The sequence below is a fragment of the Massilia sp. Root351 genome (genome assembly GCF_001425045.1).
Classification (GTDB): Bacteria; Pseudomonadota; Gammaproteobacteria; order Burkholderiales; family Burkholderiaceae_D; genus Rugamonas.
The window spans coordinates 194,127-215,425 of record NZ_LMDJ01000034.1; the positions used below are offsets into that span (position 1 = coordinate 194,127).

At 67.3% G+C, this 21,299-nt stretch carries 20 protein-coding genes; 6 read left to right on the plus strand and 14 right to left on the minus strand.

Annotated features, from left to right (window positions below; genetic code table 11):
- Nucleotides 1-36 precede the first annotated feature (36 nt).
- The 5 genes from ASD15_RS27560 to ASD15_RS27580 form a co-directional block, all read right to left on the minus strand.
- Nucleotides 37-252, minus strand: a complete 216-nt coding sequence (locus tag ASD15_RS27560) for a hypothetical protein (RefSeq protein ID WP_057158233.1) — start codon at nucleotides 250-252, stop codon at nucleotides 37-39.
- Between the two features lie 74 nt (nucleotides 253-326).
- Entirely contained in the window at nucleotides 327-2,057 is a 1,731-nt protein-coding gene (locus ASD15_RS27565; protein ID WP_057158234.1) for a tetratricopeptide repeat-containing response regulator, read from the minus strand.
- Nucleotides 2,058-2,068: 11 nt separating this feature from the next.
- Nucleotides 2,069-2,782, minus strand: coding sequence for a sensor histidine kinase KdpD (locus ASD15_RS27570; RefSeq protein WP_057158235.1), 714 nt, complete (start codon nucleotides 2,780-2,782; stop codon nucleotides 2,069-2,071).
- A 38-nt stretch (nucleotides 2,783-2,820) separates the two neighbouring features.
- Nucleotides 2,821-4,557 carry an FAD-dependent 5-carboxymethylaminomethyl-2-thiouridine(34) oxidoreductase MnmC gene (gene mnmC, locus ASD15_RS27575; RefSeq protein WP_057158236.1) on the minus strand — a complete coding sequence of 579 codons (1,737 nt, stop codon included), beginning with the start codon at nucleotides 4,555-4,557 and terminating at the stop codon, nucleotides 2,821-2,823.
- Complete coding sequence (locus ASD15_RS27580) at nucleotides 4,554-5,129, minus strand: DNA-3-methyladenine glycosylase I (RefSeq protein ID WP_057158237.1); 576 nt, start codon at nucleotides 5,127-5,129, stop codon at nucleotides 4,554-4,556. The genes mnmC and ASD15_RS27580 overlap by 4 nt, the downstream gene beginning before the upstream one ends.
- A 50-nt stretch (nucleotides 5,130-5,179) precedes the next feature.
- On the opposite strand from ASD15_RS27580, the gene ASD15_RS27585 reads away from it, so the two are divergent.
- Nucleotides 5,180-5,641, plus strand: a complete 462-nt coding sequence (locus ASD15_RS27585; RefSeq protein WP_057158238.1) for an OsmC family protein — start codon at nucleotides 5,180-5,182, stop codon at nucleotides 5,639-5,641.
- Here ASD15_RS27585 and ASD15_RS27590 read toward each other — a convergent pair whose 3' ends face one another.
- The 3 genes from ASD15_RS27590 to ASD15_RS27600 form a co-directional block, all read right to left on the minus strand.
- Nucleotides 5,642-8,491: a sensor domain-containing diguanylate cyclase gene (locus tag ASD15_RS27590; protein WP_057158239.1), complete on the minus strand. Its 2,850-nt coding sequence runs from the start codon at nucleotides 8,489-8,491 to the stop codon at nucleotides 5,642-5,644.
- A 72-nt stretch (nucleotides 8,492-8,563) separates the two neighbouring features.
- The gene (locus ASD15_RS27595; protein WP_057158240.1) at nucleotides 8,564-9,559 is read right to left on the minus strand and encodes an AEC family transporter; all 996 of its coding nucleotides are present in this window, start codon (nucleotides 9,557-9,559) and stop codon (nucleotides 8,564-8,566) included.
- Nucleotides 9,560-9,600: 41 nt separating this feature from the next.
- Entirely contained in the window at nucleotides 9,601-10,299 is a 699-nt protein-coding gene (locus ASD15_RS27600; RefSeq protein ID WP_082552195.1) for a DUF4142 domain-containing protein, read from the minus strand.
- Between the two features lie 117 nt (nucleotides 10,300-10,416).
- On the opposite strand from ASD15_RS27600, the gene ASD15_RS27605 reads away from it, so the two are divergent.
- The 3 genes from ASD15_RS27605 to ASD15_RS27615 are packed head-to-tail and all read left to right on the plus strand — an operon-like array spanning nucleotide 10,417 to nucleotide 12,165.
- Complete coding sequence (locus tag ASD15_RS27605; protein WP_057158241.1) at nucleotides 10,417-10,773, plus strand: hypothetical protein; 357 nt, start codon at nucleotides 10,417-10,419, stop codon at nucleotides 10,771-10,773.
- Between the two features lie 38 nt (nucleotides 10,774-10,811).
- Nucleotides 10,812-11,318 (plus strand): RNA polymerase sigma factor, encoded by a 507-nt coding sequence (locus ASD15_RS27610; protein ID WP_057158242.1) that lies wholly within the window; start codon nucleotides 10,812-10,814, stop codon nucleotides 11,316-11,318.
- Nucleotides 11,319-11,328: 10 nt separating this feature from the next.
- The gene (locus ASD15_RS27615; protein WP_057158243.1) at nucleotides 11,329-12,165 is read left to right on the plus strand and encodes an anti-sigma factor; all 837 of its coding nucleotides are present in this window, start codon (nucleotides 11,329-11,331) and stop codon (nucleotides 12,163-12,165) included.
- 17 nt (nucleotides 12,166-12,182) lie between these two features.
- Here ASD15_RS27615 and ASD15_RS27620 read toward each other — a convergent pair whose 3' ends face one another.
- Complete coding sequence (locus ASD15_RS27620; RefSeq protein WP_056404007.1) at nucleotides 12,183-12,680, minus strand: helix-turn-helix domain-containing protein; 498 nt, start codon at nucleotides 12,678-12,680, stop codon at nucleotides 12,183-12,185.
- A gap of 325 nt (nucleotides 12,681-13,005) precedes the next feature.
- Between ASD15_RS27620 and ASD15_RS27625 the strand changes: the two genes are divergently transcribed.
- Nucleotides 13,006-13,815, plus strand: a complete 810-nt coding sequence (locus ASD15_RS27625; protein WP_057158244.1) for a response regulator — start codon at nucleotides 13,006-13,008, stop codon at nucleotides 13,813-13,815.
- Between the two features lies 1 nt (nucleotide 13,816).
- On the opposite strand, the gene ASD15_RS27630 is transcribed toward ASD15_RS27625, so the two are convergent.
- The 5 genes from ASD15_RS27630 to ASD15_RS27650 all read right to left on the minus strand — a co-directional run bounded on the left by ASD15_RS27630 (nucleotide 13,817) and on the right by ASD15_RS27650 (nucleotide 20,051).
- Entirely contained in the window at nucleotides 13,817-16,372 is a 2,556-nt protein-coding gene (locus ASD15_RS27630) for a TonB-dependent receptor (protein ID WP_057158245.1), read from the minus strand.
- Nucleotides 16,373-16,719: 347 nt separating this feature from the next.
- Nucleotides 16,720-17,556 carry an oxidoreductase gene (locus ASD15_RS27635; protein WP_082552196.1) on the minus strand — a complete coding sequence of 279 codons (837 nt, stop codon included), beginning with the start codon at nucleotides 17,554-17,556 and terminating at the stop codon, nucleotides 16,720-16,722.
- A gap of 74 nt (nucleotides 17,557-17,630) precedes the next feature.
- Nucleotides 17,631-18,260 (minus strand): TetR/AcrR family transcriptional regulator, encoded by a 630-nt coding sequence (locus ASD15_RS27640; protein WP_057158247.1) that lies wholly within the window; start codon nucleotides 18,258-18,260, stop codon nucleotides 17,631-17,633.
- A complete protein-coding gene (pnuC, locus tag ASD15_RS27645) occupies nucleotides 18,257-18,832 on the minus strand; it encodes a nicotinamide riboside transporter PnuC (RefSeq protein ID WP_082552197.1) in 576 nt (191 codons plus the stop codon). Before pnuC ends, ASD15_RS27640 begins: the two co-directional genes overlap by 4 nt.
- Complete coding sequence (locus tag ASD15_RS27650; RefSeq protein ID WP_057158249.1) at nucleotides 18,822-20,051, minus strand: M48 family metallopeptidase; 1,230 nt, start codon at nucleotides 20,049-20,051, stop codon at nucleotides 18,822-18,824. The genes pnuC and ASD15_RS27650 overlap by 11 nt, the downstream gene beginning before the upstream one ends.
- Nucleotides 20,052-20,245: 194 nt before the next feature.
- On the opposite strand from ASD15_RS27650, the gene ASD15_RS27655 reads away from it, so the two are divergent.
- Nucleotides 20,246-21,292 carry a hypothetical protein gene (locus ASD15_RS27655; RefSeq protein WP_157201172.1) on the plus strand — a complete coding sequence of 349 codons (1,047 nt, stop codon included), beginning with the start codon at nucleotides 20,246-20,248 and terminating at the stop codon, nucleotides 21,290-21,292.
- Nucleotides 21,293-21,299 lie beyond the last annotated feature (7 nt).

Below are 21,299 nucleotides of genomic sequence, written 5' to 3' on the forward strand. Positions count from 1 at the left end.
GAACTACATTGTCAAATCATACAATCATTGTGCCAACTACGCCAGCCGCTGGATGCGGATCGCGTCGATCAGGCCGCCATCGTCGCGTTGTATTTTTACAATCTTGATCAAGCCTTCCTCGGCCAGCGCCTTGGCGCCGTCATGCGCGGACTGGAAGGATTCCAGCGTGTCGCCCTTGACTGCCACCGGCCGTATCCAGGCGGCGGCGCCGACTTTCATTTTCTCGTAGACCTCTTTGGCGATATCGCGCATAGGTTCTCTCCTCGTTGTGTTTTAGTGTAATCATTGAAATGCCAGGAAACAAGTTTCGCTCAGTTGCTAAGAAACTACACCTCGTCGTCCTGCTCTTCCTGGCTCTGTTCCGGGTCTTCTTCCGGTGCCGGCTCCGCCGCTTGCCGGCTGGGCATCAGCAAGGCCAGCTGCTCGATCAACTGAGCGAAACGCTGCTGGCCGGGCGCCACCCGGTCCACATGCATCAGCACGCCGTTCGCTTCGTCCATCAGCTGCTGGCTGAAGCCGTTCTGCTGCATGTGCGAAATAAGGATCTGCGCCGAATTGAACAGGATGCGCATATTGTTGGGCAAAGCCGCGCGCGCCGTGCGCATCCACGCCACCGCCTCGCCCAGCTTGGCGGTCTTCCACAGCAGCACGCCCTTGTTCATCATGTCCGCCGCTTCCTTGCGGGAAGCCTGGATCAGCGCGGCGCCCTCTTCGCTCATGCGCGCCTTGTCGAATATCTTCTGCACCTCCTCCAGCAGCAGCGTGTTGTCGTGGTTGTTGCGGATTACGTAGCACAGCAGCTCGGCCGGCGCGTCCTTCACGCCGACGGCAAACAGCAGCGTCGCCATCTCGATGCAGGTCTCGGTGTCCGGCCGTTCCGGGTCTTCGTTGAGCATAGCTTCCAGCTCGTCGCCCGACTTGCGGGCGCGGCGGTAGTCGCCGCTCTCGTGGTACACCAGCCCCTCGGTGATCTTGGCGCGCAGCTGCACCTGGTCGCCGGTGAACTCGCGCTGCGCGGTGGCCAGCACCTGCAGCGCCTCCTTGGGGTCGTTCTTCTGGCCGCACACGCGCGCCAGGCCGAAGTAGGCATCGACCGTCTTCATGATCGAGTACTCGCCGATGGCGATGCACTTGCGGAAGGCGCGCTCGGCCAAGGCGATATTGCCCAGCTTGAGCGCCGCGTTGCCCAGGTTGCGCTGGCGCGGCACCGAGTTGGGCGACAGCTTGGCCGCCTTCTCCAGCACGTCGCACGATTCCTCCAGCTTGCCCATCAGCTGGAACGCCGTGGCCAGCTGGTCGTAGGCGTCGATGTAGAAACGGTTGTCGGCGATCACGCCCTGGAACATCTGGCGCGCCGCTTCGTGGTCGCCGTTGCCCATGCGGATCTTGGCCAGGCCGGTGCGGGCCCAGTTGTAGTCGCGGTCGTCCAGCACCAGCTCGTAGACCGCGCGCGCCTTGTCGGGCTCGCCGGCTTTCAGCAGCAGCGCCGCCTTCATGCGCAGCAGGTCGATCTCGTGCAGCTTGTTGTGCGCGATCTGCTCGTCGCACAGGCGCGCGGCGCGCAGGTAATCCTTCTCCACGAAGGCGTGGTCGATCTCGCGGAAGATCTGCTTCTTCTGCCACACGCGGTTCAGGCGTGTCAGCAGCACGCCTTCGGTGATGGGCTTGATGATGTAGGCGTCCGGCTGGTGCTCGGCGGCGCCCATGACCGACTCCACGCTCTTCTCGGCCGACACCATCAGCCACACGCTGGACGGCGTCATCAGGTTGCGGATGCGCACTTCTTCCAGCACCTGCTGGCCGTTCTTGCCCTCGCCCAGGTTGAAGTCGCACAGCACCACGTCGTAATGGGTCTTGGCCAGCATGATCATGGCCTCGCCGCCGCTGGCGGCCTGGTCGATATGCTTGGCGCCCAGGTTGCGCAGCGACTCGCGCAGCAGCTGGCGGATGCCGACGAAATCGTCGACGATCAGGTATTGCTTGGCGGTCCAGTCTATCGCGGCAATGGCGGCCGTGACGTTGTCGGGCACGGTGGGAGCGACGGTGGGAAACGACATCTCGCCTCCGCTCAAGGTAAGCGCAGCACGAAGCAGCCGCCGCCCAGTGTGCCGCCGTTTTCCAGGTGCACGCTGCCGCTGCGCTGGCGGTGCTTGTGCATCTTGGCCACCTCGCACGCGAAGTACAGGCCCAGGCCGCTGCTGTTGGTGAGAAAGTTCACGCCGCTGGTGTTACCGCTCATGGCGGACTCGCCGGCGTCGATCAGTGCCTGCGGGAAGCCGCTGCCGTTGTCTTCCACGCGCAGCTCCAGGTCGCCGCCGCGCTCGGCGATGGCGATACGGATGGTGTCGCCGGTGTAGCGCACAGCGTTGTTGATGGCGTGCGCCAGCATGCCGATCACCAGGTCCTCGTCAAAGGTCCAGATCAGGTCGGCCGGGAAATCGGTCTGCAGCGCGATGCGGCGGGAAGCCAGCAGCACCTTGGCTTGCGCGCTGACTTGCTGCACCAGCTCGGCCACCTGTTGCGGGCGCGGATCGAATGGGTAGGACGGCTTGCCGACTTCCTTGTACAGCGCCAGCAGCTGCATCAGGTTGTCGTTCAGGCGCTTGGTCTGATACAGCATCTGGGCCAGGCTGGGATAAGCGGGATGGTTCGCGTCGTTCTCGTCGGCATTGCCCAGCAAATTCTCCAGCGTGCCGCTGAGGACGCTGATCGAATTTTTCATGTCATGGGCGGTTGAAGCCAGGAACAGGAACAGCTCGGGCGAGCCCGCTTGATCTTCCATTGATAAGGCCTCCACGGGCAATTATTTCTGAATAGCGATTATACCTGCCCGCCACGGCGGGATTTGAGCAGAAATCGCGCCGGATCAAGCGCGGCGGCCAGGCTGGCCTCCAGCGGCAGCGCTTCGTGCTCGAGTTGCGCTGCAAGCAACTCGGCCGCCAGCGGGGCCCAGATCAGGCCGCGCGAGGCATAGCCCAGCAAGCCATACAGCCCGGCGTGGCGGGGCACGTCGCGCAGCCGCTCGCTGCGCAAGGCGGCACCGTAGTCCGGCAGCGCGCCCACCAGCGGCAGGCGGTCCGGCGCCATGCAGCGCAAGCCGACCCGGCCGGCCAGCGGCAGATGGCGCGCCACATCCTGCGGCAGCGCGCCGGGCAGGATGTCGCGTGCGCGAGACAGATTCTCCTGCTGGCTAGCCTCGCGCAAGGCGCGTCCGGTATCGCTGTCATAGGTGGCGCCGATGCTGACGATGCCTTGCACCGGCGGCGTCAGGTAGGCTTCGCGGCACACCACCAGCGGCAGGCGGGGGAAATCCTGCTCCTGCAAATGGGTGACCTGGCCGCGCATGGTGTAGAGCGGCAATTCTGCCGTGTGCGCCATGGCCAGCGCGCCGGCGCCGTTGGCCAGCACCACATGCGGCGCTTCGGCCAGCAAGGCGCCGCCGTGCGCGCGCACCTGCCACTGGTCGCCGGTACGCACCAGCTGCAGCGCTTCGGCGTGGAACACGCGCGTCAGCCGCGCGCCGCACGCGTCCAGCATGGCGCGGCAGATCGACGCGGGATTGGCCCAGCCGCCCTGGCTGAACAGCCAGCCGCCGTCGGGCGTGGGCGCCCCCAGCAAGGCGCCGGCTTCCTGCGCATCCACCCAGCGCACGAATTCGGGCGGATAGTTCCAATGCGCCGCCACCGCCTTCTGCAACTGCGCGTGCCCGGCATCGCGCGCCAGCTGCAGCACGCCGCATTGGGCACCGGCGATGGCCGGCCGCGCAGCCGCGGCGGCTGGGGCGGCCGCGCCCGCCTCGGCGGGCGGCAAGCTGGCATTGGCGTCCAGCCCGCCGAGCTGCTGCCAATGGCGCATGGCGTACAAATAGGCCGCGCGGCTCAGGCGGGTGGGAATATTGTCGTCCCGGGACAGCAGCGGCATGAAGATGCCGGAGCGGTTGCCGGACGCCTCCTGCGCCGGCTGCCGGTGGCGCTCGACCAGCGTCACCTCCCAGCCGCGCGCGGCCAGGCGCTCGCATGCCGCCGCGCCCGCCATGCCGGCACCGATCACCACCGCCCGCCGCAGCGGCTCCGGCGCCCTTGGCGGCTGCGGTTTCCGGCTGGTAAACACGGCTTGCACAGTGGCCGGTGCACCGCCCTGGCCGTCATCCGGCTGCCACTCGAAGCCGGCCGAGCGCAGCGCCTTGAGGGCCACATCGCCGGCGCCGTGCAGCGCCAGGGTCGCGCCGGGCAGCGCCAGCTTGGCCAGGGCGCGCATCGGTTCGATGGGCGCGGGCAAATAAAACGCGTCGACGCGCGCCGCGATCTGCGGCAGCGTGGCCTCGATGGGTCCGGCCAGCAAATCGAGCGTCACGCGGCCCTGGTCGAACGCCAGCCGGTGCAGGCCGGGCACGTTGACCGGCCAGCCGTCCCGCAGCTCCGGCGCCACATCCTGCGCCGCCGGCAGCGCGGGCAACAGCGCGATGTAGTGCAGCGCGCCGCGCCCCCGCCAGGCCAGCCGCGCCGCGAGGAAGTGCTCGCCCTTGCCGAAACCGGTGGCAAGCAGGACGTGCTTCATCGCGCCTGGCATGCGGCGTGGCGGAAGCAGGCGTGGTCGTGGTCGTTCACCATGCCGATGCCCTGCATGTAGGCATACACAATCGTCGAGCCGACGAATTTGAAACCGCGCTTGGCGAGATCCTTCGAAATGCGGTCGGACAGCTCGGTGCTGGCCTGCCGGTCGCCCTGCTTTTGCACGTGGTTGACGATGGGCTGGCCGCCGACATAGGCCCACAGGAACTGGTTCAGGCCGCTCCCCTCATCCACCAGCCGCAGATAGGCCTGCGCGTTGGTAATGGCCGCCGCCACCTTGAGCTTGTTGCGCACGATGCCGGGATTGGCCAGCAGCTCGGCCACCTTGTCCGGGCCGTAGGCGGCGATCTTGCGCGCGTCCCAGTTGTCGAAGGCGGCACGGTAGCTGTCGCGCTTGTTCAGGATGGTTTCCCAGCTCAGTCCGGCCTGCGCGCCTTCGAGATTGAGCATCTCGAACAGGCGCAGCTCGTCGTGGCACGGCAAGCCCCACTCTTCGTCGTGGTAGGCGATATATCTGGGATTGGCCGGATTGGCCCAGCTGCAGCGGTGTAGGTTCATGGCCGCAGTTTACATTAAGATATGGGCTTCCACACAGCCAGGGAGCAGGCATGCAATTCGAAGCAAAACTGGAGTGGCAGCGCAACGGGCAGGATTTCCTGGACCAGCGCTACAGCCGCGCCCACGAATGGATCTTCGACGGCGGCCTGCGCGTGCCGGCCTCGTCGTCGCCGCTGTCGGTGCCGCTGCCGATGTCGAACGCCGACAATGTGGACCCCGAGGAGGCGCTGATTGCCGCCGCGTCCAGCTGCCACATGCTGTTCTTCCTGTCCATCGCCGCCCGGCGCGGGCACGTGGTGGAGAGCTACAACGACCACGCGGTGGGCCTGCTGGAAAAGGACGAGCGCGGCCGCATGGCCATGACCAGCATCACGCTGCGCCCCGCCATCGTGTTCGCCGGCACCGACTGGCCCGACCAGGACGAGCTGGACGCCATCCACCACGAGGCGCACGACAAGTGCTACATCGCCAATTCGCTGCGCGCCGAAATCACCATCGAGGACCCGGTGTAATCAGGCCAGGTCGCTGGACAGGCCCACGCGGCGCCGTTCGCCGCCCAGGTTGGGCGGGTTCGCCAGGTTGGTGACGATCTTCACCTGGCCGCTGGCCACGGTCTGTTCCAGTTGCTTCATCATGCGCGTAAACAGATCCTCCGGCTGCGTGGCCGGTGTGCTGTACAGCGCGGCCCAGGCGTCGCGGCCGGAGTGCTTGGCGATGTACAAACCCATGTCGGCCAGCTCCACCACTTGCGACCAGGTCAGCAGGCGCGGCTGCGACGGCAGGAAGGGGAAACAGGCGTAGCCTATCGAGCAGGTCTTGCGCAGCGGGCTGCCGTCCGGCAGGCGAAACTCGCGCAACGCCACCGCGCTGCGGATGCGCTCGGCCACCACCTTGGCTTCCTCGCGGTCGGTGGCGCGCGCCAGCACCAGGAATTCCTCGCCGCCCCAGCGTATCAAATAGTCCGATTCGCGGAACACCTCGCGCAGGCGCTCCTGCATCTGCACCAGCACCGCGTCGCCGGCCGCGTGGCCGTAGCGGTCGTTCACTTCCTTGAAGTGGTCCAGGTCCACCATGAAGAACACCAGGTCCTTGTGCATGCAGGCTGCACGCTCATGGTCCTGGCCGTCCGGGCAATCGTACTGCCGCAGCGCCATGGCCACGTCGGCGTCCACGTGCTGCAGGAAAAAGCGGCGGTTGCGCAGGCCGGTCAGCTGGTCGGTCAAGCTCACCTCTTCCAGCGCCTTGTAGGCGCGTTCCAGTTCCACGTTCTTTTCCAGCAGCTGCGCCTGGGTGGCGGCCACCTGCCGGTAGGCGCTGGCGTTGTCGAGCGCGATGGCCCCGTAGGCGCACAGGGTGCGGAAGATCAGCCGTTCGCGTTCGCCGTAGGCGCGCGCGTGCAGCGACTGCACCGTCATCACGCCCAGCACGCGCTCGCCGACGGCCAGCGGCGCGAACAGCAGGCTCAGGGTCGGCAAGGTGCCGGGGATCAAATTCGGCGTATTGCCGTTCTCGTCGATCTCGATCAGGATCTCGCGCCGCTCGCGCACGCTGCGCACCGAATTGGCGTGCGGGTCGGACAGCGCGAAGCGCGAGGCCGGCAACTCCTGCCCCGCCTCGATGCCGAAGGCGCAGCGCAGGTGCTCGCCGTCCGGCTCCAGCATGAAGATGGAAAAATGGGTGGCGTCCAGCAGGCCGTGCACGTGGCGGTCCAGCGCGCGGAACACGGCTGCCGCGTCCAGGTGGGCGGTGATCTCCTGGCCGATGGCGCTCAGGTGCGCCAGCGTGGCGTTGGTCCGCTGCAGCACTGCGGCACGCTGCGCCTCGGCCGCCGCCAGCTGGCGGTGGTGCTCGCCCTCGGTCTGCGCGCGCTCGGTCTGGTGCTGCACCTGCATGGCGATGGCACGGTTGGTGGCGTCCTGGCTGTGGGTGCGGTCGCGCGCGGCGTTGGCCTGCACCGCGATGTCGTAGGCGCGCGCGTGGTCGCCGGTGGCGGCGTACTCGCGCGCGGCGGCATCCAGCAGCGCCGCCGGCACCGCATAGCCGGCGATGGTGGCGGCCAGGTTCATGGCCAGCTGCAGGTAGTGCAGCACGGCGTTCGGCGCCGCCATGCCCAGCGGCTGCGGCAGCCGGTGGCGCGCGTGGATCTGCGCCAGCACGCGCAGCGCGGCGATCTGGTTGTACACGTCGCGGTGCTCGCTGGCCAGCGACAGCGCCGACAGCGCCACCGACAAGGCGTCCTGCGGCCGGTCCAGCTGCGACAGCGCGTGCGCCTGGCCGCGCCGGGCGCCGCTCTTGAAGTCGCTCTGGCCCAGCGAATCGCCGCGCTGCTCCAGCAAGGTGAAGCTGTGCAGCGCGCCGGGCGCGTCGCCCAGGTCGAGCGCCAGGTCGCCCTGGTATTCCAGCGAGACGGCGTAGGCGCGCGAGCCGGACAGCGGCGCCAGCAACTGGATGGCTTCCCGCAGCAGCTCCTGGGCCGCTTCGCGCTGGCCCAGCTGGCGCAAGGTCTCGGCGCTCTGCATCAGGCAGGAGCCGATGCTCATCGGCCAGCCGGTGGGACGCGCCAGCGCCAGGCCGCGCTGCATCCATTCGAGCGCGGCGTCGTGCGCGTTCAGGCTGGTGAAACCGTTGCCGATATTGGTGGCGATAATGATGGCGCGGCGCACCTGGCCGGTGGCGATGGCCGCTTCGAAGGCCACCATCAGGCGGCTGACGGCGCGCCCGAAGTCGGCCGCCTGGAAGGCGGCAATGCCGTCGAAATCGCTGATCCAGCCGGACACGGCGGGGTGGACGCCGGGGTCGAGCGCGGCGTCGGCCGGGAAGCGCTGGCCCCAGCGCTGGCTGGCTTCCTGCAGGCTGTGGAACACGCTGAAGATGGCGGCGGCGGCGTCGATGATATCGGCCCGCACCAGGTCGCCGCCGGCGCGCGCTTCGGCCGAGGCGATGGCCAGCTCGGCATCGCTGGCGGCGGAGTCGCCGCGGTCGGTGGCGATCCAGGCCAGCAGCCAGTGCGCGTCGGCGCAGCCCAGCAGGTCGCCCTGCCGCTCGAAGGCATGCAGCGCTTGCGCCGCCAGCGCCTGGCCGGCGTCCAGCGCGCCGTGCAGCCACTGGGCTTCGGCTTCGATCAATTGCAGGCGCGGCGCCAGCGAAGCCGGAACGGACCGGTCCAGGCCGTCGTCATGGGCATGCTCCCCATCCAGGGACGGCAGCAGCGCGGCCGCTTCGGCAGCCAGCTGCCGGGCCCGCGCGACGTCGCGCTGGCGCAAGTGCCAGGCCAGCTTGGCCAGGCACCGCAGGCGCAATCCGCCTTGCAGGGAAGGCAATTCCGCGTCCCAGCGCGCCAATTCCTCATCGAGCGCAAACATGTCCACTACATCGTGTCCTTCTCTACCATATTGCCGCAACGCACTATGCGCAATGCCGCATTATTCCACAGTTCAGCGCAGGACAGCGACGGCCGCTGAAAATGTCAAAAAAGACAAGCTAGTTGAAACCAGGATAATGCGCGCGATGCGCCCCGTGTTGGCGCCGAAGCGCTCGGACAGCAGCGCCACGTTGCTGGCACTGGGCAGGCAAGCGACCAGCACGATGACAGTCAGCGCGGCCGGGTCCAGCGGCACGCCCAGCGCCATGGCCGCATGGCCGGCGCCGGCCACCAGCAGCGGATGCAGCAGCAGCTTCATCAGCGCCAGCGCAACGTAGTCGTGCGGGCCGTGGCGCGTGTCCCTGCCGCCATGCGCCAAGGCACGCACCGGCTGCGGCGCGGCGGCGCCGGTGCCGACGCTCATCTGCGAACGCGCCAGCACCGCGCCGATGGTAAACAGCGCCACCGGCGAGGCGGCGTCGGCCAGCAGGCCCACCGTCTGCATGGCCGGCTTGGGCAAGGCCAGCCCGGCCGCCGAACTGAGTCCGCCCAGCGCGATGGCCCAGGGCATGGGATTGCCCAGCATGCCGCGCAGCGCCCGGCCCAGGGCCTCCCGCCCGGCGCCGCTGCCCATGCGCGACAGCGCGATACACAGCGAACTGGTGATGATCATGTCGACCACGATGGCGACGATGGCCGGCCCCGACGAGCGCGGCCCCACCAGCGCCAGCAGCAGCGGCACGCCCATGAAGCCGGTGTTCGGAAAGGCCGTCACCAGTGCGCCGAAGGCGGCGTCGTTCCAGCCGCTGCGGCGCAGCGTGGCGGCCATGGCGATGCCCACCATGGCCAGCGCGCACAGCAGGTAGACGCTGAACACGCCCACGTCCAGCAGCTGCGAAATCGGGGTGCCCGCGCCGAAGCGGTACAGCATGCACGGCAGCGCGAAATACAGCACGAAGCTGTTCAGGCCGGGAATCGCCAACTGCGGCAGCATGCCGCGCCGCACGGCCACGTAGCCGCACAGCACTAGCGCAAAGAAAGGAAAGGTGACGGAAAGAATGGCGAGCATGGGCGCTCATTGTACCCATGCTTGCCATGCAGCAGCCCGCCCTATTTGATCGGCGCGGGTGGCTGGGTGGTCGGATTCTGCTTGTTCTCCGGATTATCGGTGTTGCCGCTGGCCTTGTCCGGCACGGCGCGCGGCCGCTTGGCTGCGCTGTCGGTCTTGCTGCCCATGGCGCCGTCGGCGCCGCTGCCGGTCGCGCCCTCGCTGCCGCTGGCGCCGCTGGCAGTGCCGCTGCTGCCCTTGATGCTGGCGTTCAGCTGCGTCACATGGGTCAGGTGCTGCGCCACGGTCGGTTCCAGCTTGGCGGCCAGCGCCTTGACATCGGCATCCTTGGCGCTGGACTGCACTTTTTGCACCAGGGCGTGGGTCTTCTTATGGTCGGCCACGCCCGCCTGGGCCAGATAGGTGCGGTCGAACGCGTCGCCGGACAGGTTGTTGAGCTTGCTGGCCATGGCCTTGTGCTTGGCGTCCGGTTCGGACGGCAAGGTCACGCCCTTGCTCTGGGCCACGCTCTGTACCTCCTGCAGCCCCTTGGTGTGGTCGTCGATCATTTGCTGCGCGAAGGCCTTCACCTCGGTGTTCTGCGATTTCTGCAGTGCGATCTTGCCCGCTTCGATTTCCGCCATATTGCCTTGCGCCAGCTGCAGCAGCATCTGCTGGTCCGACTTGGCCAGGTTCTGCGCCTGTGCCGACAACGCGCCCAGCAGGGCAGCCGTGATCAATGCCAGTTTTGCCTTGTTCATGGGGATCTCCTATCCTTGAAGGTGTGGAGAGAAAATTTTACGCGCGATGGAATAAAGGGGCCGCAGCTTACGTATACGCAATTGTTGCACCCACTCACCCAAACCAAGGAGATATCCATGAAGACCATGATCGCCATCGCCGCCCTGCTGCTCGCGGGCGGGGCAGCCCACGCGCAAGACCTGAAAAAAGACGGCGGCGTGCTTGTCACCGGTTCCGGCATGACCGTCTATACCTTTGACAAGGACACGGCCGGCAGCGGCAAGAGCGCCTGCAACGGGCCTTGCATCCAGAACTGGCCGGCCGTGGCCGCGCCGGAGAAAGTGGCCGCCCCCTACTCGGTGGTGACGCGCGACGACGGCAGCAAGCAGCTGGCCTACAAGGGCAAGCCCCTGTACACCTTCGTCCAGGACGCCAAGGCCGGCGACCGCAGCGGCGACAACTTCAAGGACGTGTGGCACGTGGTCAAGGACTAGGCGCCAAGCCGCACAGCCGCTCAACCACGCCCGCCATCATGCAAGACGACAGCGCCAGCCTCACCGCCTGCATCCCGCGCCTGCGCCGCTACGCGCGCGCGCTGCTGGGCGACCGCGCCGGCGCCGACGACCTGGTGCAGGACACCATGGAGCGCGGCTGGCACAAGCTGCCGTCCTGGCGGCGCGGCGGCGACATGCGGGCCTGGCTGTTCGGCATCATGCACAACCTGCATGTGGACCGGCTGCGCCAGCCGGCGCTGCACACGGTGGAGCTGAGCGAGGAGCTGCAGGGCTCGCTCAGCGCGCCGGCCGCCGGCGACCGCCTGGAAATCCGCGACATGCAGGCCGCGCTGCAACTGCTGCCGGCCGAGCAGCGCGAAGTGCTGCTGCTGGTGGCGCTGGAAGACATGAGCTACGAGGAAGTGGCCGCCGTCCTGAACATTCCACCCGGCACCGTGATGTCGCGCCTGTCGCGCGCGCGCGAACGGCTGCGGCTGCTGATGCTGGGCCAGGCGCCGATCTCAACGTTGAAGGTGGTGAAATGAGGGCCTTGCCATGAATCCGGTCACCGAAGCCGAACTGCAGGCCTGGGTGGACGGCCGCCTGGCGCAGGAGCGCCGCGCCGACATCGACCGCTACCTGGAGCACCACCCGCAGGAGGCCGCGCGCTTGCGCGCCTACCGCCAGCAGAACGTGGCGCTGCGCTCGCTGTACAGCCCGGTGCTGGACGAAGCCATTCCACGCGGCATGCTGCGTCCGCGCGGCTGGCAGCGCTACGGCTGGCCGCTGCGGCGCTACGCGGCCAGCGTGGCGCTGATGCTGTCGAGTGCGGCGCTCGGCTGGGTGGCGCACGGCAGCTTCGGCGGGCAGCCGGGCACCGCTGACAGCGACCTGGCCCGCGCCGCGGCTGCGGACCCGCGCGGCGCGGCCGGCGGCGGCCTGGCAACGGAGGCACGCGGCAGCGCGGCGCTGGCGCACCGCGCCGCGCTGGCGCACCGCGTGTACGCGCCCGAAGTGCGGCATCCGGTGGAAGTGGGCGCGGACCAGCAGGAACACCTGGTGGCCTGGCTGTCGAAACGGCTGGGCACGCCGCTGCATCCGCCCCGGCTGGCGCCGCTGGGCTACGAACTGGTGGGCGGCAGGCTGCTGCCGGGCGATAACGGCCCGGTGGCGCAATTCATGTACACCGACGCCAGCGGACAGCGGCTGACCCTGTACGTGTCCTCGGGACAGGCAGGCAGCCGCGACACCGGGTTCCGCTACGCCAGGGATGGCGCGCTCAGTGTGTTTTACTGGATAGATGGCAGCTACGGATACGCGCTCTCGGGCGCGCTGGGGAAGGCCGAGCTGTCGCAGATCGCCAACGCGGTCTACGAACAGCTGCAGCCTTGAACTACGGCGATGAAGGGTTACTGGACGCCGCGCCGGCCCATGTCGTCCAGGCGCATGCGCATCAATTCATTGGCGGCGGGGCCCGGCGCGAACATGTAGTCCTCGTCGTTGATGGCCAGTCCGGTGCGCGCGTCGACCAGCACCTGGTCGGCAGGCTTGCCGGTTTCACGGCTCACCACCAGCAGGCTGGCGCCTTCCGGTGCCAGGTGGTCGTTGCCCCAGGCCACGAAGGCCAGCAGCACAGGCTTGAAATCGCGCCCGGCCTTGGTCAGCACGTACTCGTAGCGGGGCGGACGGGCGCTGTACTGGCGGCGCTCCATCAGGCCGCCTTCGACCAGGCCAGCCAGGCGGCGGGTCAGCATATTGGGGGCGATTTTGAGGCTTTTTTCGAACTCGTCGAAACGGGTCAGCCCATAGAATGCATCGCGCAGGATGAGGATGCTCCACCACTCGCCCACTTTGCCCAGGCTGCGGGCGATCGGGCATGGCATACGTCCAAAGTCAGTGTGTTTCATTTTGCAACTCCTTCGATCAAGATTAGTCTGAAAACTAAAAGTCACATTCCGCGACCAACTGGCCAGCAAGAACTTCGCTAACTTGCATCTTGGGTGCTGCATGCACCTTCTTTTTCCATGTACTGAGAGTGAACTCATGATAACCAAGTTTATGAGCCGACATTTGGTTGCATCGGCTCAACACCCGATTCAATTATTGTCTATCCTGAGAAACTACGCTTTTGCTAGACGCGACAGATGTTTTGCACGCGGAGAAATCTATTAAAAAAATTTAAAAGATAGGCATAATACGCAACAGCGGTAGCTCCAACCTGACCAGCCGACCATGTATTTAACCAGCGACGCCAATGTACGCAGCATCCTGATCGTGGACGATTCCGCGTTCGAACAGCGCATGCTGGTCGATCTGCTGAGCGAGCTGCCCTATCGGGTGTCGGTGGCGTTCAACGGCATGCAGGGCTATCAACTGGCGCTGGCCAACCAGCCCGACCTGATCCTGCTGGACGTGCGCATGCCCAATATGGACGGCTACACCTGCTGCCGCCTGCTCAAGGCCAATCCGGCCACCTACGACATCCCGGTGATTTTCCTCAGCGGCGCCGACGCCGCCGAAGACCGCATCATGGGCCTGTCGATCGGCGGCGTCGATTACGTATCCAAGCCGTTCACGCCGGGCGAACTGGCCGCGCGCATCCACGTGCACCTGAACCTGATGCGGCGCACGCGCGGCGAGCCCGAGCCGGAACCGGCAGCCGCCGTGCAGCTCCCTGCGCCGCAGCCCGACCCGGACGCGGTGATCGTCAACGCCGCCAAGCGCCTCATTTCCGACAACCTGAGCGCCCTGCCCAGCCTGGCCGAGATCGCGCGCAGCGTGGGCACCTACCGCGAAAAGCTGTCGCAGCTGTTCCGCGAGCAGACCGGCATGACGGTGTTCGCCTTCATCCGCGAAGAGCGCATCGCGCGCGGCGTGCAGCTGTTGCGCGAGACCGACATCGATGTCCAGGACATCGCGCTGCTGATCGGCTTTAACAACGCCGGCAACTTCGCCACCGCCTTCCGCGAACGCATGGGTGTCACCCCCAGCGCTTTCCGCCAGGGCCAGGGGCAGGACCACAACCAGGATCAGAAGCAGTAGCTCAGAACTTGTAATTCAGCTTCACCGCCGCGGTGCGGCCGCGCGGGTCGGCCTGGGTGAAATCGAAGAACGCCGTCGACGAATCCCACGACGGCCGCTTGTCCCCCAGGTTGTGCACGATGAAGCTCACCGTCGCCGCCGGCGTCAGCTTCCACGCCACGTTCGCATCCAGCGTGCCGACCGGCCTCACGCGCTCGTTTTCGCGCGTGGTCTGGCCGTAGCCGTCCACATAGTTCCAGGTCAGCGTGCTGGCCCAGGCGCCGATATCCCAGGTGGCGCTGGTGACGCCGCGCCATTTCGGGATGGAGCCGAAGTAGTTGTTGCCGGCGCCGTTGGTGAGCGGCTCGCCCAGCGCCAGCGGCGCCTCGAACTTGAACACATGGCTCAGCTGCGCGTTCAGCGCCAGCTTGCCCCATTGCTGCAGGCCGATGCGGTGGCGCAGGTCGATGTCGATACCCGACACCAGGCGGTCGCCCTGGTTGGCGTACTGGCGGTACAGGGTCTGGATGCGGCCCTGCGCATCGCGCACCACTTTTTCCGGCGCGGCCTTTTCGTTGGCGATGATGTTGTCCGCGCTTTCGGTGTCGATCACGCCCTTGGTGCGGATGCGGTAGTAGTCCACGCCCACGCTGCTGTCGGCGCTGGGCGCGATCACCAGGCCCAGGTTCAGGTTGCCCGAACGCTCGGGACGCAGCGCGGCGTTGGCGATGGTGAGGTTGGTCACGCCGCGCGCCTGGGTCGGCGTGATGGGGTCGCGCGGGTCGATCACGCTGCCGTAGCTGACCGAGGTGGAGCTGGTAATCTCCGGCAGCGACGGCGCGCGGAAGCCGCGCGACACGGTGCCGCGCAACAGCAGCCACTGGGCGGCCTGGTAGCGCACGCTGGCCTTGGGCGAGAAGGCCGAGCCGAAGTCGCTGTAGCGGTCGGCGCGCCCGGCCAGGTTCAGGTTCAGGTCCTTGACGACCGGCACGTTGAACTCGGCGAACAGCGCGGCCACGTCGCGCTTGCCCTGGATAATGTTGATGGCCGGGCGCAGCTCGGTGCCGCTCAGCACGGCGGCCGAGGTCTGCGAGTCCATCGCCTCGCGGCGCCACTGCGCGCCGAAGGCGAAACCCAGCGGCCCGGCCGGCAGCTCGGCCAGTTCCTTCGAGGCGTTGAAGTCCACCGTGGCCAGGGTCGATTCGGCCGGGCGCAAGGTCGACAGGCGCAGGCGCTTGCGCACCGCCTCGCTGTTCTTCGACTGGTCGGCAAAGTTGTAGCTGCCCTCGGCCAGCACCTTCTCGAATTCGTAGCGGTTGACGAAGTTGTTCACGGTTTCTTCCAGCGCGCTGCCGGAGCGGCCCACCGAGGCATCGTAGTCCCAGCCTGCCAGCGAGCCTTTCACGCCGGCCAGCGCGCGGAAGAAGTCCACGCTGTCGCGCTTGGTGCGCGCGCCCAGGTCGAACAGGGTGGCGGTGAACGGCAGCGGCGTGGCGCCCGGATTGTTCGGGTGGCCCACCGGCAGCAGCACGCTGATGTTGTCCAGTTGCTGCCTGGCGTTGTTCCACGCGCGCAGGCCGCTGCCCACCGTCAGCGGGGCGCCGAAGGTCTGGTCGGCGCGCGAGTGGCCGTACAGCAGGTCGGCGTAGGCTTCGGTGTCGTCGTTCAGTTTCAGCGTGCCGCGCAGCGAGGAATGGATGCGGCTGATGGCCGGGATCAGCGTCTTGAACTGCGCGTTGTTATACGCCTGCACGGTGCCGCCCTTGCCCGGGGTGATGGCGCCGTACGGCTGCAGCTGCAGCGGGCCTTGCTGGCCGCCGAGCAGGCGCGTCGGATCGTTGTTCAGGTAGTTGGCCGGCACCCAGGCCAGCGCGCCATTGGCGTTGCCGCGAAAATCGCTGCCGGCCATCCACGCCACCTGGTCCTGCTGCAGCCGGTCGCGCTGCTGCGCGTCCAGCGAGAACACCACGCTGTAGCCGTCCTTGGCCAGGCTGCCGACGCCGGTCTGCAGCGCCGCGCTCTTCTCGGACTGGCCGGTGCCCTCGGTCGAGCTGCCGTACTGCGCGCTCAGTTCCGTGCCCTTGAATTCCTTGTACAGGATGATGTTGACCACGCCGGCCACCGCGTCCGAGCCGTACACCGACGACGCGCCGTCCTTCAGCACTTCGATGCGCTGCACCGCCGCCATCGGCAGGCTGTTCAGGTCGACGAACACTTCCTGCAGGTCCTGCGCCGTGGCGTAAGGGCTCACGCGCTTGCCGTTCACCAGGATCAGCGTGTTCTTCTGGCCGATGCCGCGCAGCGACAGGCCCGCCGTGCCGGCCGAGAAGCTGCCGGTGTACTGCTCGTTGTAGCTGTTGCCGCTGTTGGCCGAGATCGAGCGGATCACGTCGGCGATGCTGGCCTTGCCGCTGGCGGCGATTTCCCTGGCGCTGATGACCTGGACCGCGCTGGCGCCCTCTTTCTGCGTGGTGCGGATATTGGAACCGGTGACGATGACCCGCTCCAGTTCCTGCGCAGCGGCGAAGGATGGGAAGGCCGCGGCGACGGCGAGCGAGATGGCTAAAGGTTTGAACATGGGTTTCCTCTTGGGTGGGAATGGAACGGCGGCCCCGGTCCGCATAAGACCGGGGTAAGCGCAGCCATCCCGGCCTGGTGGGCCGGAACGGGATGCAGCAAGGCTTGGTGTTTTAGAGCGGGCTTGGCGCGGACTAGCGCGAGGCGGCGCGGCACATGCACTGGGCCATGCAGAGCATGTACAGCACGTGGCGGCTTGGGACGATGGGCAGCGGAGCGAAACGGAACATAAACGGGATCAATCGGGTGGTGCGGAAGTAAGCACTATACCGGCGCAGTTTCCAGGATAGAACGAATTAAAACTGCATAGCTTATTCAGCCTGGATATATGACTGGCCGGCGCGCCCGCTAGCGCCTGCCCACCGCAGGCTGCGAATCGAGCCGCAAGTCCTTGCGCACGCCGGCTTCCATCAGTGCTGCGGGAGCGAAGCGGCGCAGGAAGCGCAGGCGGCCGGCCAGCGCGCCCGAGGTGTAGCGCACTTTCGGCGCAGCCGCGAGCGCCACCCGCAGCACGGTGTCCGCCACCACGCCGGGGCCGTCCGCGCCCGCCACGGCTTGCTTGACGCGCCGGTCCAGTCCCGCGCGCAGCGCGCGGTATTCGTCCAGCGCCTCGTCGGGCTGGATCTGATTGGCGTCGAAGCCGGAGTTGATGTAGGCCGGCTGCACCAGCGACACGCGGATGCCCTGCGTGCGCAACTCCTGGTCCAGCGATTCCGAATAGCCTTCCATGGCGTGCTTGCTGGCCGAGTACAGCGCCATATAGGGCATGGGCACAAAGCCCAGCACCGAGCTGATATTGATGATGCGCCCGCTGCCCCGCTGCCGCATGTGCGGCAGCACGGCGCGCACCATGCGCACCATGCCGAAGAAATTGGTGTCGAAGAGGGACTGCGCCAGCCGCATCGAACTTTCCTGGGCTGCGGCCGGCGCCACGCCGAAGCCGGCGTTGTTGACCAGCAGGTCGATGCGGCCTTCCCGCTGCAGCACCTGGCTGACTGCCGCCTGCACCGACTCGTCGCTGGTCACGTCCAGCGCCAGCATCTCGAAGCCGCGCCGGCCTTGCATCCCTTGCGCGCCACGGCGGCTGGTGCCGTATACCTTGTAGCCGGCACGCGCCAGCCGCTCGGCGGCGGCCTGGCCGATACCCGACGAGGCGCCGGTGACGATTGCAATTTTGCTGTCCATTTCACTTCTCCATATGACGATCATCATATTGATGATACAAAAAAAGCCCGGGGCGCGCAGCCGCCGGGCCGGCCTTATTCTGCTGCTTTGCCTGCTTCCGTAAAATGCTTGAGCGCCGCTTCGCGCAGCGCCTCGGACAGCTTGGGATCGTCCACCGCGCGCGCCATCACCATGGTGCCCATCATGGCGCTGACCATGAACATGGCCTGCTGGTGCGCCTCAGGCGTCCCCCAGCCGGGCAGCTGGCGCGCCACCAGGTCGATCATTTCCTTGATATGGCGGGTGGCGGCATGCCGCACCTCCGGCGCCTGGCGGTGCATCTCGGAGCCCAGCGCGGACACCGGGCAGCCATACTCCACGGCCTCCAGGTGCTGCTGCGACAAATAGGCCCGCATCAGCGCCTGCAGCGACTGCCCCGGCGCGGCGGCGGCGGCGATGTCGGCCGAGGCGCGCACCGCATCGGCCCCGGCGCGGTCGGCCGCCTCGGCCAGCAAGGCCTCGCGCGAGGCGAAATGCGCGTAAAAGCCGCCGTGCGTGAGCCCGGCTTCCTTCATGATGTCGGCCACCCCGGTGCCGTCGTAGCCGCTGCGCCGGATCGCGCGCGCGGCCACCTCGACGATGCGCTCGTGCGTCGCTTCCTTGCGGCTGGAGGCCGCGCGCCGCGCGCCGGCCGGTGGGGTTTTACTCTTCATGATGGTCATCATATACCAATTTCGGCCGGCGCGCTCATCTGGCGCCGCCACCAGCGCCAGGAAACCAGCGCGTTGACGAAGTAGGCGGCGTACAGCAGCGCCGTCAGGTACAGGCCCCGGCTGGAATACAGCGGCACCGACACCGCGTTCACCAGCAGCCATACGGGCCAGGTTTCCACCCGGCGCGCCATCAGCAGCAGCTGGGCGATGATGCTGAAGGCCAGCACCGCCGAGTCGACAAAGGGCGCATAGGCGCTGGTGTAGTGGTGCAGCATCAAGCCATATCCCACGGTGCCGGCCACGCCGGCCGCCCCCATCCACGCCAGCGTGCTGCTGCGCGCGGAGGTGACCGGCAGCGCCTTGCCGCCGCCGCCGCGCGCCCATTCATACCAGCCGATCAGGCAGGTGACGATAAAGAACAGCTGCAGCGCCACGTCGGCAAACAGCTGCACGCCATAGAACAGCGCGCCGAACAGCGCGCAGCCGACGATGCCGATCCACCAGGAATGAATATTGTTGCGTCCGGCCAGCACGATGGACAGCGCCATCACCGCGTTGGCGGCCAGTTCCAGATTAGTTGTCAAAAAAAGTCCCGGCAGGCTGGTTGCTTTGGCATGCCGGCGGCAGCAGCCGGGCCGGAATGTCCTCGCCGGCGCAGCGCCAGGCGACGCGCTTATTTTCTGCCAGCGCGGGCGTGAAGGCAATAGCCTTGCCGCGCAGCGCAAAGTCGGCCGGATAGATGCGCACCACCCCGCTGTCGCCGTCGATGCGCGCGTCGACCACGGCCAGGCCGGGATCGGCCAGCGCGAAGCCGGCCTCGCGCAGGCTGGCCGGGATGCGGCCGTTGGCGTAGTAATAGCGGTCCACCGCCGCCGTGGCGTCCTGGCCCACGCGCACCGCGCGCGCCAGCTGGGTGCGCGCCTCGAATTCGCCCAGCCGTGGCAGCGCCAGCGCGGCGGCCGCGGCCAGCAGCGCCAGCGCCAGCAGGCCGCCGGCGGCGCCGGCCAGGCCCAGGCGCGGCACCAGCATGGCCGCCAGCCAGGCCAGCCGGTGGCGCGCGGCCGGCAGCGCCTCGGCGCCGCTGGCCAGCGCCCGCAGCGCCGCCATGCGCTTGACCGGCCAGGGCTGGCTGTTCACCAGTTCGAGGAAGGACATCCAGAAGCCGCACGCCTGGCGCGCCTGCGCGGCGTAGTCATCCAGGTTGAGCTGGCGCCAGCGCCGTCCGCCCGCCGCCAGCGCGGCCAGCGCGCTCTGGGCGCTGCGCAGGTCGTCGCAGGCGTGCAGGCCGTGGCGGTCGCAGGTGTAGGCGCAGGCGCGCGCATAGGCCGCGCCCAGCAGCGGCAGCGCGGCGGCCGGCAGCAGCAGGGGCAGCCAGCGCTGGTGGCGCCGCGTGATGTGGCCGATCTCGTGGCCGATGTAGAAATTGATGGCGTCGGCCCGCTCCTCGAGCGCGTCGAGCACGCCGGCCTGCAGCACGATGTAGCGCCGTCCCAGCAGCATGACGGTCAAGGCGCTGGGCCTGCGCAGCAGATACGCTTCCGGTATGCGCTCCAGCCCGAGCCGGCGGCAACAGACGTCAATGCGCGCTTTCAGGTCGGGAAACTGCTGGTAACTGATATGGACGCCGGTGCCCTTTAAATATGCCGCAAGCGCCGCTTGCATGAATACGGTGATTGCAAAAATAAAAACAAGACAGGCCAGCGCCTGTCCCAGCGTGGCCAGCGCCAGCCCGCACCAGATCAGCAGCGAGGCCGCCAGCAGCGCCCTGAGCAGCATGCGTTCATGTTTATATACCAGTTCCACTTTTCATTCCCCATTTCCGTGCGGCATTCTAAATTAGTTTTCAAAAAAATAAAGCTTTATAAGGAATTAAAATACCTGCGGTTACATCGGCTGCTAAAACGGAGGCGCTGATACCGAACTGAGACCGCGCTGCCCTGTTGTGCGGCATGGCGCGCCCGCATACTGGCGCCATTTCCACACCGCCGGACTCCGCCATGCTGCTGCACCAATACGAGATCGCCGCCGAAGCCATCGCCAGCCCGCCCCGCCCTACCCACGGCGGCCGCCGCTTCCACACCTTCTTGCCGATGAACCAGATCTTGCAGGTGGGCGACAGCATCGTGTCGGCCAATGGCCTGTTCTTCGCCACCTTGCTGGGCGACGGCACGCTGCGCGTATACCGCGGCATGGACGGCGACGACGAGCAGGGCCTGCTGTGGAGCAGCCGCAAGGGCGGCCAGCACGGCCGCTACTTCGCACTGGTGCAGAGCGACGGCAACTTCTGCGTCTACCAGGGCTCCGACCTGGCGCACAACTGCGGCTGGCACTGGGGCACCCAAGTCACCGCGCAAGGCCAGGAGTTCTACGTGGCCATGCAGGACGACGGCAATTTCTCGGTACGCGCCGGCACCGGCCCCGACGACAGCCGGGGCGTGATCTGGGCCTCCACCGTGACCGACCGCGTGATCAGCATCGAAGAAGTGCTGCACATCGAGTACGACTTCAGCGCAGCCTGCGTGCTGCGCACCAGCCCGGCCAGCCAATACACCGAAACCGTCACCAACCACGCCGGCGAAGCGTCGGTGCATACGCTGGCCGGGTCCATCGCCGTGACCGAAACGTCATCATGGACCAACCTGCCCGGTGCCACCCTGGGCCCGGACGTGGAGTATTTCTACGCCGTGCCGGCCGTATCCGGCGACGAATTCGTCCTGTCGGACGCTGCCGTGTTCTACGTGGCCAACTGCGCTTCCACCCGCCTGACCGACTGGGCGTTCGACACGCCCTACACCGTGGCGCCGCACACCTCGATGCGGGCCGCCATCGCGCTGACCTATTCCACCGTGTCGGTGCCCTACGTGCTGCTGGGCCAGCTGCGCTTCGAATCGGGCGCCCGTGTTGTAGGCGCGATACGCGGAAACTACTTAGGCACCAACGCCCACAGCCTCACCGCCAGCTTCACGCCGCACGACCCCACGCCCAATCACAGCAAGCGGATATTGCGTCCTTTACGGCCGCTGACAGGAATGATCGTTCACTAATATTGCG